We start from the raw sequence: 20,558 nt of genomic DNA, 5'->3' as shown, positions 1-20,558 counted from the left end.
ACTCACCCGGATCATATCCGAGTGCCTTCATAGTACACGGGATTGCAGCGTTGTTTCCGCAATCAACCTTTATTTTTCCTGGCTTTTAGTCTACAAGTGGGCATGATCGAGTTCAACCAGCGCATGCATTACAAACCCTTGCAATGACCACTATCCTGGAACCGTGAACCACGCTCTGGACGACGCAACCGATACGGAACGTCCCGCCGCATTCTTTGACCTCGACAAGGCAATAATTGCGCGAACATCAACGCTTGCATTCAGCAAACCCTTCTCTGAGGCGGGCCTGATCAATCGCAGGGCAGTTCTCAAGAGCACCTACGCCCAGTTTCTCGCGCTCATGCCTGGGGCTGACCATGAACAAACTGAGAGGCTCAGGACACATATCGCCTCAATGTGCCAGGGCTGGGACACTGAACATGTCGCCAACATCGTGGGCGAGACACTGCACGATATTGTCACACCCTTTGTTTTTGCTGAAGCCGCCGCACTAATGGAGGATCATCGGTCACGTGGGCACGATGTCGTTGTTGTCTCCGCTTCAGGTGTCGAAGTAGTTTCTCCTATTGCAGAAGCTTTGGGCGCGGATGCGACCATCGCAAGCACAATGGGGACAATTGATGGAAAATACAGCGGCGAGTTCCAATTCTATTGCCACGGGCGGGATAAAGCCGAGGCAATTCGCGATCTTGCGAACGAAAAGAAATATGATCTTGCTCGAAGTTTTGCATATTCAGATTCCGCGTCTGACCTCCCAATGCTTGCACTGGTAGGCCACCCAACTGCCGTCAATCCAGACCGGGACTTACGGCGCGAAGCTGCCGCAAAAGGCTGGCCAATACTGACGTTCTCCGATGCGATCTCGCTCCGCGAGCATCTCCCCGCACCGTCGACTCGCACGCTAGCGGCCACTGCCGCACTGGGAATAAGCGCTGCTGTTGCAGCCGGCGCCGTTGCGTTTAGTTTCCTTCGCCATCGCCGGTAGGTCGAAGTTTCCTTAATTGGATTGCATCCAATCTTCCGAAAGGGCTTGCAGCGTACGCAGGTCAGGAGTACAAATTAGGTAAGGGAGCACGACAGGCCAAGGTCGAATCGGAAGAGAAGATCTCGATCCCCCGGTTGCGACTCCCGAGCACGAACGCCAGGCACCCACGCGGAGCACGCCGCGTAAGGGCAGAAGCGCTGTGGGCCTGCGAAGCGTCGCCGATACCGAACTTTATTCCTCTTGTGGGTAGAGGAATCCGGACCGTGGTGGCGCAGTCGCCGAGGCCTTCCCACACAGCCCACATAAGCACGCATGGTAACCGTGGAGTCCGTGCTACGCGGGCGGTGAGTCGAAATGGCTCACCGCCCGCTTTTTATTACACAAGTTTGCTTTGTTGCAAATTGTGTGTCGAACTACTTTATTCCCGGCGAAGAATTTTCGTTAACGCCATTTCCTCACCGTCGAAGATCTCAATTATTTTTTCGCGGCCGCCGCAGCGTCGGCAATGTTTATCGCTTCCCTACCGCCCGCTTCAAGGGCCCCGCAACATAGGATCACCCAGTTTCCGACCCCTTGCTCGGTGCCCGTGGCAAATCCTTTTGCGGCGCTGCGATAAGCCGATGCACGCTGAAGCCAAGAGGACTCAGGGACACCGAGGTTGTGCGGATCAAGTCCAGATGCCACAGCTACCAGCCTCGATGCTGCACGCGCGACGACACCGTCCGCCGTTCCAAACGGTCGCAATGCAAGCAGTTCACCGTGCACGACAGCGGCGATTACTGGCGCCGGGGCCTTAGTCCCACCGGTCACGATGTGAGCGAGAAGTTCAAGCCGCTCCCCCACATCAGGCGTTTGGCGTGGCCTACCCAACGCATCGGTGTTCTCAACCAGGTCGGCAGCTGCGAGCATGTGCAGTTTCGCCAGCACCTGAAGGGGCGCGCGTTTCCACACCTTCACCATGTTTTCGAGACTTTCCCCGTCGAGCGCTTGCGATACACGCAAACTTCCCGCGAGGGTTGGGTCTTGAACGTCGCCAGTTCCGTCGAGCTCCGTTTTGCCGCCGTCGAGGGCAGACGAAGCGCGAGCTGCACGCACTGAAGCTTCCGTGGCCGATTTAGCCCATTCACGCCGATTTGCGTTGTGGCGGTGCGCTTCACCGAGCACAGATCTCGCCCGTTCGGCAGCGTCGCGAATTCCCGACATTTCAGCAATGGGACTTAGAGGATCTCGCGTTTCAGTCACAAACCATGACGGTACCGGTAGGACCGCATCGATCCGAAAAAATGCAGGTCACTTCGATACACCAGCAAAGGCTGCCGCATCGGCCAGCCAGGAATTCCATCACCGCTAGTCGCACGCGATCACAACCGTTTGTCGACAAGAATCGACCACTTGCCGAGGATGTGACCCCACACACATGTCAGGATCCTGCGCACTAGTCGATTTTGTGACTACCCTCACAGTCATTGGGTTGGTGCAAACACGGACGAAGCGTCTCACACAATCCAACTCAGACGATGTGTCGACAATGCAAGGGAGTCACGCGAGATGTCCACCGATCTCACGCAGCGAGTGCAAGCTACATACGCGCCAAGCGACGAGTTCGCCGCGCAAGCAAACGGCAAGCCCGAACTCTACGACCAGGCCGACGCCGATCGGGAAGCCTTCTGGGCCGAACAGGCGCAGCGACTTCACTGGCATGAACCATTCACTCAGGTTTTAGATTGGTCTGACGCGCCTGTCGCGCAGTGGTTTGTCGGCGGCAAACTTAATGTTGCGTACAACTGTGTGGATCGACATGTGGAAGCGGGCCATGGTGATCAAGTTGCGATCCATTGGGAGGGCGAACCCGGGGACAGCCGCGCGCTGACGTATAACGATCTGCTCGCTGACGTTTCTCGCGCATCGAATTACCTCACTGAGTTGGGGATGCAGGCCGGTGACAGGGTCGCGATCTACATGCCGATGATCCCTGAGGCGATCGTCGCAATGTTGGCTTGCGCACGTCTGGGATTGACTCATTCCGTGGTCTTCGCTGGTTTTTCGTCGAGTGCGTTGCGTTCACGTATTGATGACGCTTCCGCGAAACTTGTCATCACCACGGACGGGCAGTTCCGCCGCGGCAAGCCTGCAGCCTTGAAGTCTGCGGTCGACGAAGCTATTGGTGGCGACACTCCAGCACCGTCAGTTGAACATGTGTTGGTTGTGCGACGCACTGGTCAGGACACCCCGTGGGTAGAAGGCCGCGATGTGTGGTGGCACGACACTGTAGAAAAGGCGTCGGATAAGCACCAACCAGAGGCGTTTGACTCCGAGCATCCATTGTTCTTGCTGTACACCTCCGGCACGACAGGAAAGCCCAAGGGCATCGTGCATACGTCTGGCGGTTACCTGACGCAAGCGTCGTATACGCATCACAATGTTTTCGACCACAAGCCTGGCAAAGATGTCTACTGGTGCACGGCAGATATCGGCTGGGTGACTGGGCACAGCTACATCGTGTACGGGCCTTTGTCGAACCGTGTAACTCAGGTTGTGTACGAGGGCACTCCGAACTCGCCTACCGAGCACCGCCACTTTGAGGTCATTGAGAAGTACGGTGTGACCATCTATTACACCGCCCCAACTTTGATCCGCACGTTCATGAAGTGGGGCCGCGAGATCCCCGATTCGCATGATCTGTCCACTTTGCGACTGCTTGGTACTGTCGGTGAGCCGATCAACCCAGAGGCCTGGCGTTGGTACTACGAGGTCTTCGGCGCTGGCCGCTGCCCGATCGTCGATACGTGGTGGCAGACCGAAACGGGAGCGATCATGATTTCGCCACTCCCCGGCGTCACCGCATGCAAACCAGGTTCGGCGATGGCGGCGTTGCCAGGAATTTCCATGCAGGTTGTTGATGATGAGGCGAGGCCGGTCGAGTTGGGTTCCACCGAAGCCAACGGATATCTCGTGATCGACAAGCCGTGGCCGGCGATGCTGCGCGGAATTTGGGGCGATATGCAGCGCTTCCGCGACACATACTGGTCTCGTTTTGCGGAGCAAGGATTCTACTTTGCGGGTGATGGCGCAAAGCTGGACGAGGATGGCGCGGTGTGGGTGCTTGGCCGCGTGGATGACGTCATGAACATCTCCGGTCACCGCATCTCTACGGCTGAGGTGGAGTCCGCGTTGGTGGGCCATTCCGCTGTGGCAGAGGCTGCGGTAATCGGGGCGTCCGACGAGACGACCGGACAGGCAATCGTTGCATTTGTGATCTTGCGGCAGGGCGTCGAAAACACTGGCGACGTGTTGGTGCAGGACATGCGCAGCGCTGTGGCACGCGATATTGGTCCGATCGCGAAACCTCGGGACATATTTGTTGTTCCTGAACTGCCAAAGACGCGCAGCGGGAAGATCATGCGCCGTTTGTTGCGCGATGTCGCTGAGGGGCGCCAGTTTGGTGACACATCAACGCTGGTCGACCCGGCTGTCGTTGAGTCCTTGCGCCAGAAGTAACTTCAGTTCAACAAGCGCGTTGGCCCACCGGTTGCATTCCGGTGGGCCAATGCCTGTTTTGTGCGAAGTTCTGAGAGTTTCGATCACAAACGTGCCCTAATGCGCTACGTCGCAGCGAATACGTGGCAACATGGGCTGCAGACTGACATCGACTGATGTGTGAGATGACGCCACGACTTATGTGGAGGAGTGCACGTGACCTTCAACGACCGCAACAATGGGCGATTCACTGGGGATGGGGTGCCGAAAACTGTTGCGTCAATTCCGCTTGCGGATGCTGACGCGCGTATACCTGGGCAATCCGTCAGTATTGGTGACCTAGTAAAGGACGCTACTTCACAGGTGTCGGCGTTGTTCCGCGCCGAGGTGGAGTTGGCGAAGTCTGAGGTCACCAGCGAGGTGAAGAAGGGCGTCAAGGGCAGCATCTTCTTCGTCGTTGCCGGCGTGATCTTATTGTTCAGCCTTTTCTTCTTTTTCTTCTTCCTCGGCCACCTCCTCAACGAGTGGTTGTGGACTTGGGCCGCATGGGGAATCGTCTTCCTCATCATGGTTTTCGCCGCGGCAGTGTGCGGACTCATTGGCTATTTGAAGGTCCGCAAGTTGAAGAAGCCCGAGCACACAATCGAGTCCGTGAAGGGGCTCAAAGGCGTGCTGCCCACAGGTGATTCGTTCGCCCGGCGTGAATTGACCGGATCCGCTGGCCCGGGTTTACCTGATTCGGCGAGGCCGCGTTAGGCGAACGCCACATATCAAGGCGGGAAGGCCTAGAGATGGTTGCGCCCGACCCGTCGCGTGTGCGGTTTGACGGTCCCTGGACTCACCGGGATGTGCACGCGAACGGCATTCGCTTTCACGTGGCCGAAATGGGCCCACAGGATGCTGATACACCCACGGTGTTGATGCTGCATGGTTTTGGTGAGTTTTGGTGGACGTGGCGGAATCAATTGCGCGCATTCGCCAATGCTGGAATTCGCGCGATCGCGGTAGACCTTAGGGGCTACGGGGACACGGACAAGCCGCCACGTGGCTACGACGGCTGGACGCTGGCTGGCGATGCCGCAGGCCTCGTTCGCGCGCTGGGTTTACGTGACGTCATCCTGGTCGGCCATGCTGAAGGCGGGCTGGTGTGCTGGGCGACAGCTAACTTGCATCCTCGCCAAGTTCGGGCAATTGCGGTGATTAGTTCACCGCACCCAATGTCTGTCAAACGATCAGCTATGCAGGATCGGCATCAGCGGGCTGCGCTAACAAGGGCTCTGCTCCCCTTTCAGATTCCCTGGCTGCCAGAACGACGCCTTACGAAGGACAATGGCGCTTACGCCGCACAATTGTTGCGGGATCGCGGTGGTGCGGCGTGGGTGCGTTCGGAAGAGTTCGCAGAAGTGGCAGCGAATGCACGCATGGCGGTGCAGATCCCTGGTGCCGTACACTGCGCCCTGGAGTATCACCGGTGGGCATTTCGGAGCCAGTTTCGCCCCGACGGTCGCCGCTTCTTCACTTCAATGAAGACCCCGCTGAAGATTCCGGTCCTACAAATTCATGGCGCATCCGACCCGTTCATTCTGGCTGGTGCGCTGTACCGGGACAAGACGTGGGCACCGAACCGTGAGCTTCATATGGTGTACGGCGTTGGCCACTTCGTCCACGAAGAAGCGCCCCAGTTGGTGAGCGCAAAATTGATTGAGTTTGTGAAGCTACACGCAGGCCCCGGTACCGACTGGAGTGACGGCTGAGAATGCCGCGTTGAGGTGTGGGGCGACTTCGCGGTTGGTTAGCACAAACCCGGTTTCTGGGTCATCAGTCGCGGCGCCGAACACAACGCCGATGATGTTGCCGTCGGCGTCAAGTAGCGGCCCACCAGAGTTTCCTTGGCGAATGGTTCCGCGCACCGTGTACACCTCACGGTTGACCGTTGTTGCTTGGTAGATGTCAGGGCCGGTGAGATCGAGGACATCTCGGACTCGAACAGCGTTGGCCGTATAGGGCCCTCCGCCTGGGTAGCCGACCACGACGGCTTCAGTTCCTCGCGGAACTAGTTGGTCAACAAATCGGAGTGGCGGGCCGGGTAAGCCGGGTGCGCGGAGTATCGCGATATCTGCAGCAGGATCAAAGACAACAACGGAGGCGTCAAAGACGCCGTCGAGCGTTTCGATGGTGACGCCTTCAGTCCCTGCGACGACGTGCGCGTTTGTCATTACCAGCGAAGGTGCGACGATGATGCCGCTCCCTTCGAGGGACTTCAAGCACGACTGAGCTGTGCCACGAACGCGCGGGACGCTGCGTTGAACATCAGTGACCACTGGCGAAAACGCGATGTTGCCATCGGGAGGTTCGACAGCCGTGATCGGCGTGCGTCCAAACGGACCGAGAACATCGGGTAGGCCAGAGGTGTTGATGAGAGTGGCGAATTCTTTCGGAATGTCTTTGAGCCACTGCGGTGCGACTTGATCGACCTGAGACAGCAGGTTTGACCCGCGAACGGCGGCCGCGATATCTGCGCGCCCAGAGGACGCTGCCGGGATAGCAAGAAGATAAGCGGCGAGCAGAATGGCGATCGCTTGAAATATTGCCCCGATAAGACTGTCAATGAACTGAAGAAAAGGCACACGGAGTAGGCCTTTGGCGGTACGACCTACCACCATTCCGCACACTTCACCAATGACGACCAGCACCACGATCAGCACAATGCCAATCAGTAGTCGTCCCAGTGGGTCGTCCACGATGACGACAACGTGGGGGGCAATCATGATTCCAAAGACTGCGCCCACCACAACGCCGATAAACGCGAGCCCCGATGCAAGTGCACCGTGCCGCCAGCCCGATATCGCGGCGAGAAGGATGCCCACGAGCAGGATGAGGTCAATCCATTGTGAACCCGTCACCTGCGGCGTACCTCCATGCCAAATTGGTTGAGAGTTTTTTCCATGTCTCTAACGTCGTTCTTGTCCCAGGGGTGTTCCCAGCCCGATACCGACAGCATCCCTGCGAGCAGTCCGGCAGTGAAGCCCCAGATCAGCATGCCGCTTGTCACGAATGCTGGCGAATCGTACGGGATGTCGGGGTGCCGGAGCATGAACCGATTCTCGGGTTTTATGAGGTCATGCACTGCAACATTAGCGACACGTGCTGCTTCTGTGGGATCTACCACTGACACATCACTCGGCGTTTCCCAGTAAGCAAGAACTGGGGTGACTTCGAAACCTGAGACTGGAACGTAAATCTCGGGCAACAAGGTCAGCGGGCGCACGCCACTGGGGTCGAGTCCTGTTTCTTCGCGGGCTTCCCTCAATGCCGTATCGATGGGCCCAGTGTCGCCTGGGTCTGCCGCACCTCCGGGGAATGCCACCTGGCTCTTGTGTTGCCGCATCGTCGCGGCACGTTGAGTTAGGAGGACGTGAGCGTCATCAGGCAGCCCGCCCGGCGCGTCTGCGTTTGCGTCACGGGATCCGCCAAAAAGCATGAGTACAGCAGCGGAACGCACTGACGCCCCCTCTGGAGCACGCAGCATCATCCGAGGGTGCGCATCAGACGACAATGCGCACACCTTCTCCAGCCATTCAGGCGAAGCACTATGCAGGGGCTGTGTCATTTGCTGCGTCATTCACCACCCCTGAGGGCCACAGTTACCGCGGCGTCAATCTCCTCAGCAGTGGTGAAGGGCTCGGCGAGAATACTCGCCACCGCGCCGTCAGCGTGCAAGACGATAGTGACGGGCAGTACTGCTGGGGCTCCGAGAAGTGCTGGCACGCGGCCGCTCCCATCTTGAATTCCTGGTAGGCGCACGTCGTATTGAATCAGCTTGGCGAGTGCGTTGGCCTCTTTTGGGTCCCGATGAACAGTGAGGACTGTGATGTCGTCGCCAACCATGTGTGCATATTCCTGCAAAGCAGGAAGTTCTTCTGCGCATGGTCCACACCAGTATGCCCAGATATTGAGCACCGCTGGCTTTCCAGCGAGCGCGGCTCCCAGAGACACAGGCGTGCCGTCACCAAGGCATGTAAGGGTTACATCGGAGATTGGATTCTGAACGGACCACGCTCGCGCACTGGGATCTGGTTGTGGGCAGGCGTCTAGTTGGGCGTCGAGGCGCATCGACTGTGTGATTTCGCCTGTGGTCTCCCTTTGTTGGGCCCCAGGTTGTTGCGGCCCGGGTGGCGATGTAGGTGTCGTATCGTCTGCTGCGTCCCGCGGCCAGATCGCGACGACGAGTGCAAAAACCACGATGAAGGCTGCGATGGTCCATTTGCCGCTTGAGCTCATGTGGCGTCCTTCTCCTGCCGCGCAAGTTCAAGTAGGTGGTCGCGTTCGGGCCCTCGCACCAAGGCTGCAGCCGCGTCGAACTCGGTAGGTCCTTCACCATAGGAGGGACAGTCTGCGGCGATTAGGCATACTCCGCACGCAGGCTTGCGCGCGTGGCAGATGCGCCTTCCGTGGAAAATGACGCGATGGGACAAGAGAGTCCACTGCTTCTTTTCGATGAGTTCACCGATTGCGTGTTCCACCTTCACCGGGTCGGTCTCTTCGGTCCACTTCCAGCGGCGCACTAGACGCCCAAAGTGGGTATCGACCGTGATCCCGGGAACATCGAAGGCGTTGCCGAGAATGACATTGGCAGTTTTTCGGCCCACTCCGGGGAGCGTGACGAGTTCGCCTAACGTGCGTGGGAGTTCGCCATCAAACCTGGCGACTACTTCTTGTCCTAGGCCGATGAGTGAGGTTGCCTTATTCCGGTAGAACCCAGTGGAGCGAATGTATTCCTCGAGCTCACTGCGTTGTGCACTCGCGTAGTCAGCGGCGGTGCGATACCGATCAAAGAGTGCAGGCGTTACCTGGTTTACTCGCTTGTCGGTGCATTGGGCCGACAAAATTGTGGCTACCGCAAGCTCAAGAGGTGTAGTGAAGTCGAGTTCGCAATAAACGTGCGGGAACGCCCTCGCGAGGGTTCGGTTCATTCTGCGAGCCCTCCGCACCAGACCTAGTTTCGTCTCGGGTTTGCGTACGCGCCGCCGCGGCGTTGTTGGTGCGGAACGGGTGGTCACAGAACCTAGGGTACGGAACCTAGATTACGAATTGCACAAGGAATGTTCATAGAAGCGGGTGTGTATTCGTTGCAGTTTTGAGACATCGCCAAGGTTAACTGGTCTTATGCAAGGACTTGCGGTGCTGCTCATCCCTGTGCTGTTCATGCTCTTTGCGATGAGCCTAGACAGGCTTGAGCAGTGGCTACCAGGGCGAATTTCGTTCGCAGAGGCAGACTCTGAACTTTTAGAGGAGCCTGCCGAAGTAGAGTCCGATTATCAACGCCCCTCTGCCGCTTGAGTTTCCGAAAACCAGGTCGATTCTGAAAGCATTTACGATCCAAGTGGAAATTCGGGGGCTCAGTGTGCAACATTTAGTGGTAACCGCCACACTGTAGTGACGAATGAATCACGCTGAGCTTGCTTTGCGGGTGGTCTCACCGGAGACACAGCAGTTTGTATTGAGCAAAGCACCAGACAATTTGTGATGTTAACCACTACAGTGGGAGTGACTGTGGGTGGCTGCTCCTTATGCAGCCTGCGTTCCCAATGCCTAGCGGTGCCGTGCGACAGTTCGGTACCGACGATTTCCCGAAGGAGCCCATGTGGACGAGATCCTGGCCAGAGCCGGAATCTTCCAGGGAGTTGAGCCCTCCGCCATCGCGGCGCTCACCCAACAGCTTCACCCGGTGGACTTCCCGCGTCAACATGTCATCTTCAATGAGGGCGAGCCTGGTGATCGGCTTTTCATCATCCTGAACGGCAAAGTCAAAATTGGGCGTCGCTCACCCGATGGGCGTGAGAACTTGCTCGCCATCATGGGACCGTCGGACATGTTTGGCGAATTGTCTATCTTCGACCCAGGTCCGCGCACGTCGAGCGCGACGACAGTCACCGAGGTACGCGCAGTAAGCATGGACCGCGCAGCGTTGAAAGAGTGGATCGGGCAGCGTCCGGAAATTGCAGAGCAACTGTTGCGTGTTCTTGCACGGCGTTTGCGCCGCACGAACAACAACCTCGCAGATTTGATCTTCACCGATGTTCCTGGCCGCGTCGCAAAGGCTTTGCTGCAGCTCGCACAGCGTTTCGGCACGCAGGAAAACGGTGCTCTCCGTGTTACGCACGATCTCACCCAAGAAGAGATCGCCCAATTGGTCGGTGCTTCACGCGAAACTGTGAATAAAGCGCTTGCCGATTTCGCACACCGCGGATGGCTGCGTCTCGAAGGCAAGAGCGTTCTGATCTCAGACTCCGAGCGTCTCGCTCGCAGAGCACGCTAGAAAGACGAGCGCACCACTAGCTTCATACATCTTGAAATAGAAACGCGGGCTGACGGTACTCGATATGAGACCACGTCAGCCCGCGTTTCTGCTCGTGCTGTTAGAACTCACTGCTCAGCGGTGTGAGTTTCCGGCTCAGACGGCAAACCTTGCTGCACTCGAAGAACTTTGATGAGTTCGTTGACGACGTGAATAGACGACTCAGGAAGGCCAGCGAGTTTGTACGCCACATCGTGAATTGAGCGGTCAGCTTGCAGCCGCATCATGTCGATTTCAGTCTGTGTTCGCTGCTTGCCTGCGTCTTCGAGGAAGTACCGGACATCAACGCCAAATGCTGCTGCGATTCCCTCAACCGTGCGGAACGACGGCGTCCGAGCCTTACCGGACCGCAATTGGCTTAAGTATGATTCGCCGAGCTTGAAACCTAGTTCAGTAGACCGCCGAGCGATTGCTGAACCTGTGAATCGACGCCCTTTGGGATCTGGAACACTACGAAAGAGCTCTTCCAACCGATCCGCGAAAACTCCGCGGTCCCCTATCGTGGCGTCCACCGTAGAATCTGTGGTGTCAGAATCTGTGGTGTCGTTGTCACTCCCCTTGACCGCCGTATCTTTAGTCATCAGCTCCCCGTTTCTGTCGCATGGACCTACGCAGGCGGGAGCAGCCTCTCGTCGACCACCACTCGATCGTTCGCAACAACCCCTTGGGAGTTTTGTTGCCAGCGCATGGCAACGAGGTACTTCCCGCCTAGGTCTGCACTGTGCTCATTTCGCCCACACAGCGCGCCTTTGTCAGGTAGCTTAGTACTTTTGTCTAATTTATGCGCGACGGCGAAGGTACGCTAGCTGCGCATGTACCGAGGCTTCTGCCGCTCCCCATAGTGCGGAGTCGACGTCGACATACACGTGTTCAACGACTTCGCGAGCGGTCGCGTCGTCACCCAATTCATCGAGTGCGGCTCGGATTTGATTGAGTCTATGCAGCCTGTGCGCTTGATACTCTCGCGCTGCTTCCGCCACGTCTGCTCGTTCGGGGCCATGTCCGGGCAGTCCGATTAGCCCGTGTCCGATTTTCGCCGCCTTCTCAAGCGTGTCCAGATAGTCAGCTAGATTTCCATCTGTGGCGTCGAGCACAGTTGACCCATGTCCGAGGATTGTGTCGCCTGTGAGCACAGCGGCGGCACTTTCGCCGGGCACGAGAAACATCGCTGAATCTGCGGTGTGCCCAGGAGCTGCGAGCACTGTGATATCGAGACCGCACGCATGAATGATTTCTTCGTTTCGCAGCGGCTCCCCGTCACCGCGGCAATATTCCGGCAGAAAAGCTCGCACCGGAGCGCCCGACTTGGCGAACAGCGCGTCGATCCCGTCGGTGTGATCCTGGTGCCGGTGGGTAACTAAAACCAGGTCGATGCGTTTCCCTTGGGTGAGCAACGCGATGTGTGCGTCATCGCCTGGACCGGGATCGACGATGACGCAACCCTTTTGGTGTGGCGCACTAAGGATCCAGGTGTTGGTTCCTTCAAGCGTCATAGGTCCGGGGTTGTGCGCTACTGCGACGGAAGCGTATTCAGTGACTTCCCGCATGCGGCCGTAGGCGGGGTGCTGAAACTGGACCGCATTCATTGTCACACCTTCTCGTAGTCACTGCTGCAGCCTCGTGACACTCCTGCGCACATGGAGCACTCGGCGTCGAAGCAAAGTAGGTAGGTTTACTGTATGCGCGTTGGGTTAGTTGGTGCCGGGCCATGGGCTATGAATACTCATGCCCCAGCATTGGCGGTGCATCCTGGTGTCGACTTTGCTGGGGTGTGGGCGCGAAATCCGGATGCCGCGCAGGCTATTGGCGCTCGGGTTTTTGGGTCGTATGCTGAACTGGTTGATTCAGTTGATGCTGTGGCTTTTGCTGTCCCGCCGTCAGTGCAGGCGGAGCTTGCACTGTTCGCTGCGATGCGCGGGAAACACCTCATCATGGAGAAGCCCGTGGCGGCCACGCTCAAGGACGCTGCCCGGCTAGCTACGGTGGTGCGTGATCGCGGCGTGCGTTCTGTTGTGTTCTTTACCCGCAGGTTCGCCCCGGAAACACGGCAGTTCCTTGACGAGGTTGCTGACGGAGAGTGGTCGTCTGGTGATGCGGTGTGGCTATCTGGCGCATTGCTTGGTGGCGCTTATTCAGGTTCGCAGTGGCGTCAGGTCGGCGGGGCACTCGATGATGTCGGCCCGCACCTCCTAGATCTACTTGACGTAGCTCTGGGCCCCGTAACTGACGTGGTGTGCGCTCGCTGTGATGTCGCAAGCGATACATGGAAGGTGTTGCTAGAACACAGCAGCAAGAGGTTTAGTTCGGTGACGATGTCGCTCCGGACTCCGGTCACGCCCTCACTTTTGCGAGTGTCGGTACAGGGAAGAGCGGGCTTTATAGAGCTAGCAACCCGAGACACGCCTGCTGTTGATTGTTATCAAGTCATGCTTGATGAGTTTTTTGATTGCGGCTTTCGTGGTGTTGAGCATCCATGCTCGGTGGAGCGCGGGCTCGCGATTCAACGGGTGATGTCCTTGGTAGCTGTTAGGGCTAGCTCTGATGTGGGCTCAGAGTTTTGAACTTGTGCGCGCCACAACGTCGAGTGATGCATTGAGAATTGCCAAGATATCGGACCTTGTTCCCACACCGGTGCGCGCCCATTGCAATGCGAGTTCTTCGGCGAAGCTGAGCCACGCGCCCAGCGCCGGACGCATGAGTACTGAATCGGTGGCGTCCGCGGGGAGATCAAGCACTGTGAGTAATTGGTCGACGAGAGCGGCTCGTGTTTCGGTGAGGATTTCGCGGACCCAATCTTCGGACCCTGAGCTTTGGAACAGTGCTACGTACGGCTGGTGGCGTCGTTCGATGAAGGACAGGTAGCCGTCGACAACTTCCTCTGGGGTGTTGGCGGCGCCTGCTTGGCGTGCAGCACGGAGGAGCCTTTTGCTTGCAGCTCGAATGACTGCAGCGTAGTAGTCGCGTTTCGTCGGAAAGTAGTGGAATAGCAGACTGCGGGAAATTCCAGCCGATGCGGCAACTTCGTCAATGGTGATCTGGTGAAGTGGTCGTCGAGTCAGCATTTCTAATCCGATGCCGATGAGTTGGCGGCGCCGTTCGTCGGGATTGTGCCGGACACGGCGCGTTGGCCTGCTATCGACGCTGTCTTCCACTTTGACTCCTTGGACATTCTTCATAAGTTATTAAGCAATGCTCTATAAGTGGGTAGGATCACAACATGGACTTCGCACCGTCCGCACGGGCCCTTGAATACCGTAACCGGGTAGCAGAGTTTATCGCTGCCGAAATAGCACCCGTTGAGCAGGTTTACGCCAAACAGAAACAACTTCCCCCTGAACAATGGACAGTGCCCCCGGTCGTCGAGGCGCTGAAACAGAAGGCACGCGACAGCGGCCTGTGGAACCTTTTCCTACCTTCACCCTTCGCCGAAGCAACCGGTCAAGGCCCAGGGCTCAACAATGTTGACTACGCGCCCTGCGCTGAACTCATGGGCCAGTACGCCCTCGCACCAGAAATCTTCAACTGCAACGCACCGGACACCGGAAACGCTGAAGTCCTCCTCCACTACGGCAGTGCGACGCAAAAGCAACGGTGGCTCGAACCCCTCCTCCAGGGAAACATTCGATCCGCGTTTTGCATGACCGAACCGGATGTCGCATCCTCCGACGCCACCAACATGACCGCCACAGCAGTCCTCGACGGTGACGACGTAGTCATCAACGGCCAGAAGTGGTTTTCCACCGGAATTGGGCACCCCAACTGCGCATTCGTAATCGTCATGGCACTCACCGATCCTGAAGCTGACCGGCATCGGCGGCATTCGATGGTCCTCGTTCCCATGCACACCCCCGGCATGGACGTAAAGCGCATGCTCAGCGTATTCGGCATGCACGACGCACCCTACGGTCACGGCGAAGTGCACTTCCAGAATGTGCGAGTGCCCGCAGCCAACATCATCGCAGGGCCCGGCAGAGGCTTCGAAATTGCACAAGGCCGACTCGGCCCCGGACGAATCCACCACTGCATGCGACTCATCGGGCTAGCGGAACGAGCCCTGTCCCTAGCACTCGAACGCAGCACCACCCGAACGGCTTTCGGCAAACCACTTGCCAACCTTGGCGGCAATCGCGAACGCATCGCAGAAGCACGCATCGCCATCAACCAGGCCCGGTTGCACGTACTCCATACCGCATGGCTGCTCGACAACCATGGCGCAAGCGGCGCATTGTCAGAGTTGTCGCAAATCAAAGCCTCAGTTCCACGAATGGCGCAAAACGTCGTCGACATGGCAATCCAACTCCATGGCGCCGGTGGGCTCACCGATGACCTTCCACTAGCTGAGGCATACACCGCAGCCAGATCTCTGCGACTCGCAGATGGACCGGACGAAGTTCATCTCGGTGTCGTATCCCGAATCGAACTAGCCAAACACCGGCACAGTCAAGAACCACAACACCACGATGCAACCTGAGCCCCTCAACAATAACCAGGCCCCTAAGTAAGGTGACATTTATGCGCACAAACATCCTCATCACTGGTGCAAGCTCGGGATTGGGCGAAGGCATGGCGCGTCAGTTTGCCGCAAAAGACCGCAACCTGGCTTTGTGTGCGCGTCGCACCGAACGCCTTGAGGCGCTCGCATCCGAGTTGCGCAGCACCAACCCCGGCATCACTGTCGTCGTTAAAGAACTCGACGTCAACGATCACGACAGCGTCTTCCGTGTCTTTCACGAATGCCGCGACGAACTCGGAAGCCTCGACCGCGTGATCGCCAATGCCGGTTTGGGTAAGGGTCAACCGATCGGTACCGGGGCATTCGCTGCGAACAAGCAAACCATGGAAACGAATGTGATTGGCCTACTCGCGCAATGCGAGGCGGCCCTCGAAATTTTTCGTGAGCAAAAGCAGGGCCACCTCGTCATCGTGTCGTCTGTCAGCGCAGTGCGCGGTATGCGGGGGAACGTCACCGCATACGCAGCATCCAAATCTGCCGCCGCATCATTGGCCGAGGGAATTCGCATGCAACACCTCGGGTCCCACATCAAAGTGACAGCGCTGCTGCCGGGCTACATCGAATCAGAAATGACCGCCCAAGCACCCAAAACGCCGCTGATGACGAGCGCAGACAAAGGCGCAAAAGCTCTGGTCAAAGCAATCGAACGCGAACCAGGCAAAGCGTATATCCCCGGGTGGCCGTGGACAGTTCTCGCACAGGTGATGCGCTTCGCGCCCCTACCAATCGTACGGAAACTCAGTTGAGCATCAACGACGAGGCAGGTGCACTGCGTGAGGATGATGCGTTCGACGTCAGCCGCATGCACGAATGGCTGCAGGGCCATGTTTCTGGCCTCGTCAGCATCCCGGAGGTGACGCAGTTTCCTGGTGGCGCCTCGAACCTAACGTACTTAGTGAAATACCCAGATCGTGAGTTCGTCCTACGCCGACCACCAGCTGGACACCGAGCAGCTTCCGCACACGATATGGGCAGAGAATACGAAGTCCAAAAAGCCCTCAAACCACACTTCCACTACGTTCCGCAGATGGTGGCCTTGTGCGCGGACACCGACGTCATCGGCACAGAGTTCTACGTCATGCAGCGGCTCAACGGCATCATCTTGCGCCGCAACCTACCCAAGGGCCTTGACTTGACCCCCGCTGCGACGCGGAAGCTCTGCCTCAGCGTCCTAGACAGGCTTGTTGAACTTCACAACGTCGATACCAGCTCAGCTGGGCTCCAGCACCTTGGCAAGGGCCACGGGTACGTTGAGCGCCAAATCCGAGGTTGGTCTGACCGTTACCGTCGAGCACACACCGAAAATGTGCCCACATTCGAGTCAGTGATGCAGTGGCTTGATCAGCACCGCCCCGATGACGTGCGCACGTGCCTAATTCACAACGACTTTCGCTTCGACAATGTTGTTTTTGCCAACACCGGCAGCAACAGCACCGAATCGTTGAAAGTCATCGGGATTCTTGACTGGGAAATGGCCACGTTGGGCGACCCACTCATGGAGCTCGGGGCCACTCTCGCCTACTGGGTTCAAGCCGACGATGACGACGTCATGCAACAAACCCGACGCCAACCAACGCACCTACCCGGAATGCTCACCCGCAACGAAGTGGTCGAATACTACGCACAAGCCACCGGGCTGAACATTCAAAATTGGGCATTTTACGAGGTCTACGGATTGTTCCGACTCGCAGTGATCGTGCAGCAGCTCTACCGCCGATATTGCGACGGGAACTCAAGCAACCCACTGTATGCCGACTTTTGGATGTTCGTCGGGTACCTCGAGTGGCGCTGCTCATCCATCATTGACTCGACGACCTAAGGGCTCTCTGGAGCACTCAGTGTGTTCAAGTATGGCTCGGCCGACGCAGCGCTTTTACACACCGCGCCCGCCGAGCTCTGTTGTGTTTCAGGCCTTGACCTGGACGATAACTTCTACTTCTACCGCTGCATTGAGCGGAAGTTCGGCTACACCAACGGCCGACCGAGCGTGTTTGCCCGCCTCACCGAAGACGTCGCCGAACAGTTCAGAAGCTCCGTTGATGACCTGCGGTTGTCCGTTGAAGCCTGCCGCCGAGGCAACAAACCCAACGACCTTCACTACCCGAACCACACTGTCAATACCGACAAGGGCATCGATTGCCGCGAGGGCGTTCAATCCGCACACTCGAGCCATCTCAGTCGCTTGTTCAGGGGATACCTCAGCGCCGACTTTTCCTGCATTGCTCAGTTCACCGGCAACAAGTGGCAACTGGCCAGATGTGTAGACAAACTCTCCGGCTTGCACAGCAGGAACATACGCGGCCACCGGAGGTACAACCGGAGGAAGCGACAATCCCAGTTGTTTAAGCCGCTCACTGTGCGTGGTCATGCCGACTCTCCTATTGGCCGCTTCATGTATGCCACATGCTGTTCACCGGTTGGTCCCTGCAATACCGACACCAGTTCCCATCCGTCTCGACCCCAGTTGTCGAGGATTGCTTTGGTTGCATGCGTTAGCAGCGGGATGGTCACGTACTCCCAGCGGGTGATCTCACTCATGAAAACCACCCTAGTCGGGCGACACAACAGCGTGCAGCTTATAAGCTCGTAAACGTGTCTACCCCCGACTCGTGGTCCCAGAAGGCTGCCAAGGCTCGCCTGCACTTTGTCAGCGGCAAAGGCGGCACAGGAAAGTCAACAGTTGCGGCCGCAATTGCACTCGCTCTCGCTGCAGGTGGCCGCCGTGTACTCCTCGCCGAATTGGAAGGCAGACAGGGCATTGCGCAGCTCTTCGACATCCCGCCGCTGCCCTACGAAGAAACCAAAGTCGCTGTCGCCGACGACGGTGGAGAGGTAAAAGCTCTCGCGGTCGATATCGAAGCGGCTTTCCTGGAGTACCTAGACATGTTTTACAGTCTTGGGCTCGCGGGCAAAGCGATGCGAAAAGTCGGTGCGATTGAGTTCGCGACAACACTCGCGCCCGGCCTGCGGGACGTCCTGCTGACGGGAAAGATCAAGGAATGTGTGATTCGGCGCGATAAATCGGGGCGCCCCGTCTACGACGCGATCGTTGTCGACGCGCCACCAACTGGGCGTATCGGCACATTTCTTGACGTCACGAAGGCTATGTCGGATCTTGCCAAGTCCGGGCCAATCCGCAGCCAGAGCGACGGTGTTGTCAAACTTCTGCACTCGGACGAGACAATCATTCACCTCGTGACGCTGCTTGAGTCATTGCCAGTTCAGGAAACAATCGATGCGGTGAAGGAACTCACGGAGAAGGACCTGCGAGTGGGGTCCATCATTGTTAACCGCAGCAACTCTGAATATTTGACTGACGAGGCTCTCTCTGCGGCAACGAGCGAACAACTAGATGAGGGTGCCATCCGCGCTGGCCTCACTAAGGCCGGCCTCAAGGTAAGCGACGAAGAGCTCAGCGGTCTTCTCACCCAAGCGACCGAGTACGCCATTCGCACTCGTGCACAACAAGACAGTGCCCAAGAGCTTGAAGAAATCGACATTCCCCAAATCGTGCTGCCTACCATCACCGATGGCGTTGACCTCGGCGGTTTGTACGAACTTGCGGAAGTCCTGACGAAACAGGGTGTTCGGTGACCACAGCAACTGACAACAGCGCGGATCCGACGTCAACCAAGGGTGTATCCCCGTTCTTGAATATTGATAGGTTCCTGGCCGACTCATCGACACGGGTCGTGGTGTGTTGTGGCGCGGGCGGTGTGGGCAAGACGACCACCGCTGCCGCTCTTGCGTTGCGTGCTGCGGACATGGGGCGCAAGGTCGTGGTGCTGACAATTGATCCGGCACGTCGGCTAGCCCAGGCCTTGGGCCTCGACGCACTCGACAACGTCCCCCAACGGGTCGAACTTGAGGGTGTAACCGGCGAGCTGCACGCAATGATGCTGGACATGCGGCGCACGTTCGATGAGATGGTGCAGGAGCACACTTCGCCAGAACGGGCTGCCGCCGTTTTGGCTAATCCGTTCTACCAAACTGTGGCGTCGTCCTTCTCTGGCACGCAGGAATACATGGCGATGGAGAAGCTCGGTCAACTTGTCCACCAGAAGCAGTGGGAACTGATCGTTGTCGACACTCCCCCGTCGCGAAACGCGTTAGATTTTCTTGACGCGCCTCAGCGCTTGGGCACCTTCCTTGACGGGCGCATGATCCGCCTGTTCATGGCTCCCGGCCGTGGGCTGGGCCGGATCGTCACCGGAGCAATCGGGCTGGCTATGAAGGGTGTATCGACGATCGTTGGGTCAGAGATGCTGTCGGATGCTTCCAACTTCGTCCGCTCGCTGGATTCATTGTTTGGCGGGTTTCGGGAACGCGCAAACCGCACCTACGACCTGCTGCGCGCGCCGGGAACACAGTTTTTGGTAATCGCCGCTGCAGAGCCAGACCCCTTGCGGGAGGCTTCATTCTTCGTGAATCGACTTACCGCGGAGGAGATGCCACTAGCGGGGCTGGTATTGAACCGAACGCATCCGAGCTTGGTTGATATCAGTACTGACCGAGCACGCTTAGCGGCAGAAGAACTTACCGGAGATGAGCAGGAAGATGTCCTTGCTCGCGCGGTGTTGAACATACATGTTGATCGGGCAGTAACAGATAAGCGTGAGCAACGACTTCTGTCGCGGTTCACGCACGCTAACCCTCGGGTACCTATTGTGAAGCTGCGGTCATTGCCGTTTGAGGTATCAGATCTAGCCGCATTGCGCGCTATCTCTGCCCTGTGGAAAAAGCAGTAACAACAATCGCTGATCCTGGAAACCGTAAAACCCAGCCAGACTGAGCTTCCCCTCTCGGTCGGCTGGGCTTTGTATAGATCGCTTGCCTATATTTCGCTTATCCTGCGGATTGCTGAGTTCGCTGCGAGGCAAAAAATTCTGCCCAAGATTCCACTTCTGGGTGTTGCTTAAGTAGTGCGCGCCGTTGGCGTTCCGTCATTCCGCCCCATACGCCGAATTCGACGCGGTTGTCGAGAGCATCTGCGCCGCACTCAAGCACAACGGGGCAGTGTCGACAGATTGTTGCAGCTTTACGCTGTGCTGCACCTCGGACGAACAAAACGTCGGGATCGACTCCACGGCACCGAGCTTGGGATACCCACGCAATGCGTGCCTCTGCCTCTTCTGTTGACATTGTGGCGGTAATCGGGAGACCACCACCGCGACGTATAGCTGGCCGCTTCGTCAATGTCCTGGAGGCTTCAGGTCCCGAATGAT

The 20,558-nt window shown here is 57.7% G+C and carries 23 protein-coding genes; 12 read left to right on the top strand and 11 right to left on the bottom strand.

The features are described 5' to 3' along the window. The first annotated feature begins 163 nt into the window (after positions 1-163). Positions 164-985 (top strand): HAD family hydrolase, encoded by an 822-nt coding sequence (locus IEW73_RS15465; protein WP_188677409.1) that lies wholly within the window; start codon positions 164-166, stop codon positions 983-985. Between the two features lie 474 nt (positions 986-1,459). On the opposite strand, the gene IEW73_RS15460 is transcribed toward IEW73_RS15465, so the two are convergent. Next, positions 1,460-2,188, bottom strand: coding sequence for a Fic family protein (locus IEW73_RS15460; protein ID WP_188677695.1), 729 nt, complete (start codon positions 2,186-2,188; stop codon positions 1,460-1,462). 345 nt (positions 2,189-2,533) lie between these two features. Here IEW73_RS15460 and acs point away from each other — a divergent pair, with 345 nt between their 5' ends. The 3 genes from acs (at position 2,534) to IEW73_RS15445 (ending at position 6,216) form a co-directional block, all read left to right on the top strand. Beyond that, positions 2,534-4,483, top strand: a complete 1,950-nt coding sequence (gene acs, locus IEW73_RS15455; RefSeq protein ID WP_188677406.1) for an acetate--CoA ligase — start codon at positions 2,534-2,536, stop codon at positions 4,481-4,483. A 189-nt stretch (positions 4,484-4,672) separates the two neighbouring features. Next, a complete protein-coding gene (locus tag IEW73_RS15450; RefSeq protein WP_372433556.1) occupies positions 4,673-5,218 on the top strand; it encodes a phage holin family protein in 546 nt (181 codons plus the stop codon). Between the two features lie 35 nt (positions 5,219-5,253). After that, complete coding sequence (locus tag IEW73_RS15445) at positions 5,254-6,216, top strand: alpha/beta fold hydrolase (RefSeq protein WP_188677400.1); 963 nt, start codon at positions 5,254-5,256, stop codon at positions 6,214-6,216. Here the strand turns inward: IEW73_RS15445 and IEW73_RS15440 are convergent. From IEW73_RS15440 to nth, 4 genes are read right to left on the bottom strand one after another with little or no spacing between them, the layout of a single operon-like run. Beyond that, positions 6,178-7,365 carry a MarP family serine protease gene (locus IEW73_RS15440; RefSeq protein ID WP_188677397.1) on the bottom strand — a complete coding sequence of 396 codons (1,188 nt, stop codon included), beginning with the start codon at positions 7,363-7,365 and terminating at the stop codon, positions 6,178-6,180. The genes IEW73_RS15445 and IEW73_RS15440 overlap by 39 nt on opposite strands. Next, the gene (locus IEW73_RS15435; RefSeq protein WP_188677383.1) at positions 7,362-8,084 is read right to left on the bottom strand and encodes an NUDIX hydrolase; all 723 of its coding nucleotides are present in this window, start codon (positions 8,082-8,084) and stop codon (positions 7,362-7,364) included. Before IEW73_RS15435 ends, IEW73_RS15440 begins: the two co-directional genes overlap by 4 nt. Then, positions 8,081-8,743 (bottom strand): TlpA family protein disulfide reductase, encoded by a 663-nt coding sequence (locus tag IEW73_RS15430; protein ID WP_188677380.1) that lies wholly within the window; start codon positions 8,741-8,743, stop codon positions 8,081-8,083. The genes IEW73_RS15435 and IEW73_RS15430 overlap by 4 nt, the downstream gene beginning before the upstream one ends. Then, positions 8,740-9,435, bottom strand: a complete 696-nt coding sequence (gene nth, locus IEW73_RS15425) for an endonuclease III (protein WP_188677693.1) — start codon at positions 9,433-9,435, stop codon at positions 8,740-8,742. Before nth ends, IEW73_RS15430 begins: the two co-directional genes overlap by 4 nt. A gap of 193 nt (positions 9,436-9,628) precedes the next feature. Here nth and IEW73_RS15420 point away from each other — a divergent pair, with 193 nt between their 5' ends. Next, complete coding sequence (locus tag IEW73_RS15420) at positions 9,629-9,802, top strand: hypothetical protein (protein WP_188677377.1); 174 nt, start codon at positions 9,629-9,631, stop codon at positions 9,800-9,802. Positions 9,803-10,106: 304 nt separating this feature from the next. Then, positions 10,107-10,781 (top strand): Crp/Fnr family transcriptional regulator, encoded by a 675-nt coding sequence (locus IEW73_RS15415; protein WP_188677375.1) that lies wholly within the window; start codon positions 10,107-10,109, stop codon positions 10,779-10,781. A gap of 107 nt (positions 10,782-10,888) precedes the next feature. Here IEW73_RS15415 and IEW73_RS15410 read toward each other — a convergent pair whose 3' ends face one another. Both IEW73_RS15410 and IEW73_RS15405 read right to left on the bottom strand, forming a co-directional pair. Next, positions 10,889-11,401, bottom strand: a complete 513-nt coding sequence (locus tag IEW73_RS15410) for a helix-turn-helix domain-containing protein (RefSeq protein ID WP_229676057.1) — start codon at positions 11,399-11,401, stop codon at positions 10,889-10,891. A 198-nt stretch (positions 11,402-11,599) separates the two neighbouring features. Beyond that, positions 11,600-12,412 carry an MBL fold metallo-hydrolase gene (locus IEW73_RS15405; protein ID WP_372433558.1) on the bottom strand — a complete coding sequence of 271 codons (813 nt, stop codon included), beginning with the start codon at positions 12,410-12,412 and terminating at the stop codon, positions 11,600-11,602. Positions 12,413-12,499: 87 nt separating this feature from the next. On the opposite strand from IEW73_RS15405, the gene IEW73_RS15400 reads away from it, so the two are divergent. Further along, on the top strand, positions 12,500-13,381 hold the full coding sequence (locus IEW73_RS15400) for a Gfo/Idh/MocA family protein (protein ID WP_188677370.1): 882 nt from the start codon (positions 12,500-12,502) through the stop codon (positions 13,379-13,381). On the opposite strand, the gene IEW73_RS15395 is transcribed toward IEW73_RS15400, so the two are convergent. Further along, the gene (locus tag IEW73_RS15395; RefSeq protein ID WP_188677366.1) at positions 13,370-13,972 is read right to left on the bottom strand and encodes a TetR/AcrR family transcriptional regulator; all 603 of its coding nucleotides are present in this window, start codon (positions 13,970-13,972) and stop codon (positions 13,370-13,372) included. The two genes, IEW73_RS15400 and IEW73_RS15395, sit on opposite strands and share 12 nt — an antisense overlap. A gap of 65 nt (positions 13,973-14,037) precedes the next feature. Here IEW73_RS15395 and IEW73_RS15390 point away from each other — a divergent pair, with 65 nt between their 5' ends. Genes IEW73_RS15390 through IEW73_RS15380 form a run of 3 tightly spaced genes read left to right on the top strand, consistent with a single transcriptional unit; the run spans position 14,038 to position 17,152 of the window. After that, positions 14,038-15,291 carry an acyl-CoA dehydrogenase family protein gene (locus IEW73_RS15390; RefSeq protein WP_188677363.1) on the top strand — a complete coding sequence of 418 codons (1,254 nt, stop codon included), beginning with the start codon at positions 14,038-14,040 and terminating at the stop codon, positions 15,289-15,291. 41 nt (positions 15,292-15,332) lie between these two features. Beyond that, positions 15,333-16,079, top strand: a complete 747-nt coding sequence (locus IEW73_RS15385; RefSeq protein ID WP_188677360.1) for an SDR family oxidoreductase — start codon at positions 15,333-15,335, stop codon at positions 16,077-16,079. Then, positions 16,076-17,152, top strand: coding sequence for a phosphotransferase family protein (locus tag IEW73_RS15380; protein ID WP_229676056.1), 1,077 nt, complete (start codon positions 16,076-16,078; stop codon positions 17,150-17,152). Before IEW73_RS15385 ends, IEW73_RS15380 begins: the two co-directional genes overlap by 4 nt. A gap of 87 nt (positions 17,153-17,239) precedes the next feature. Here IEW73_RS15380 and IEW73_RS15375 read toward each other — a convergent pair whose 3' ends face one another. After that, complete coding sequence (locus IEW73_RS15375; RefSeq protein ID WP_188677357.1) at positions 17,240-17,701, bottom strand: RidA family protein; 462 nt, start codon at positions 17,699-17,701, stop codon at positions 17,240-17,242. Then, complete coding sequence (gene sp36 / locus IEW73_RS15370; RefSeq protein ID WP_188677353.1) at positions 17,698-17,871, bottom strand: Sp36 family protein; 174 nt, start codon at positions 17,869-17,871, stop codon at positions 17,698-17,700. Before sp36 ends, IEW73_RS15375 begins: the two co-directional genes overlap by 4 nt. Before the next feature lie 54 nt (positions 17,872-17,925). Between sp36 and bagA the strand changes: the two genes are divergently transcribed. Together bagA and bagB are read left to right on the top strand one after the other, a co-directional pair. Continuing rightward, entirely contained in the window at positions 17,926-18,927 is a 1,002-nt protein-coding gene (bagA, locus tag IEW73_RS15365; protein WP_188677350.1) for an ATPase BagA, read from the top strand. Positions 18,928-18,983: 56 nt separating this feature from the next. Further along, positions 18,984-20,081 (top strand): ArsA family ATPase, encoded by a 1,098-nt coding sequence (gene bagB, locus IEW73_RS15360; protein WP_229676074.1) that lies wholly within the window; start codon positions 18,984-18,986, stop codon positions 20,079-20,081. A gap of 97 nt (positions 20,082-20,178) precedes the next feature. On the opposite strand, the gene IEW73_RS15355 is transcribed toward bagB, so the two are convergent. After that, on the bottom strand, positions 20,179-20,475 hold the full coding sequence (locus tag IEW73_RS15355) for a WhiB family transcriptional regulator (protein ID WP_188677684.1): 297 nt from the start codon (positions 20,473-20,475) through the stop codon (positions 20,179-20,181). Positions 20,476-20,558: the final 83 nt, after the last annotated feature.

Origin of the sequence: Hoyosella rhizosphaerae, from assembly GCF_014643175.1 — a bacterium.
In the GTDB taxonomy this organism is placed as follows: Bacteria; Actinomycetota; Actinomycetes; order Mycobacteriales; family Mycobacteriaceae; genus Lolliginicoccus; species Lolliginicoccus rhizosphaerae.
Note: the sequence above shows the minus strand (reverse complement) of the source record. Positions and strands in the feature narration are given on the sequence as shown.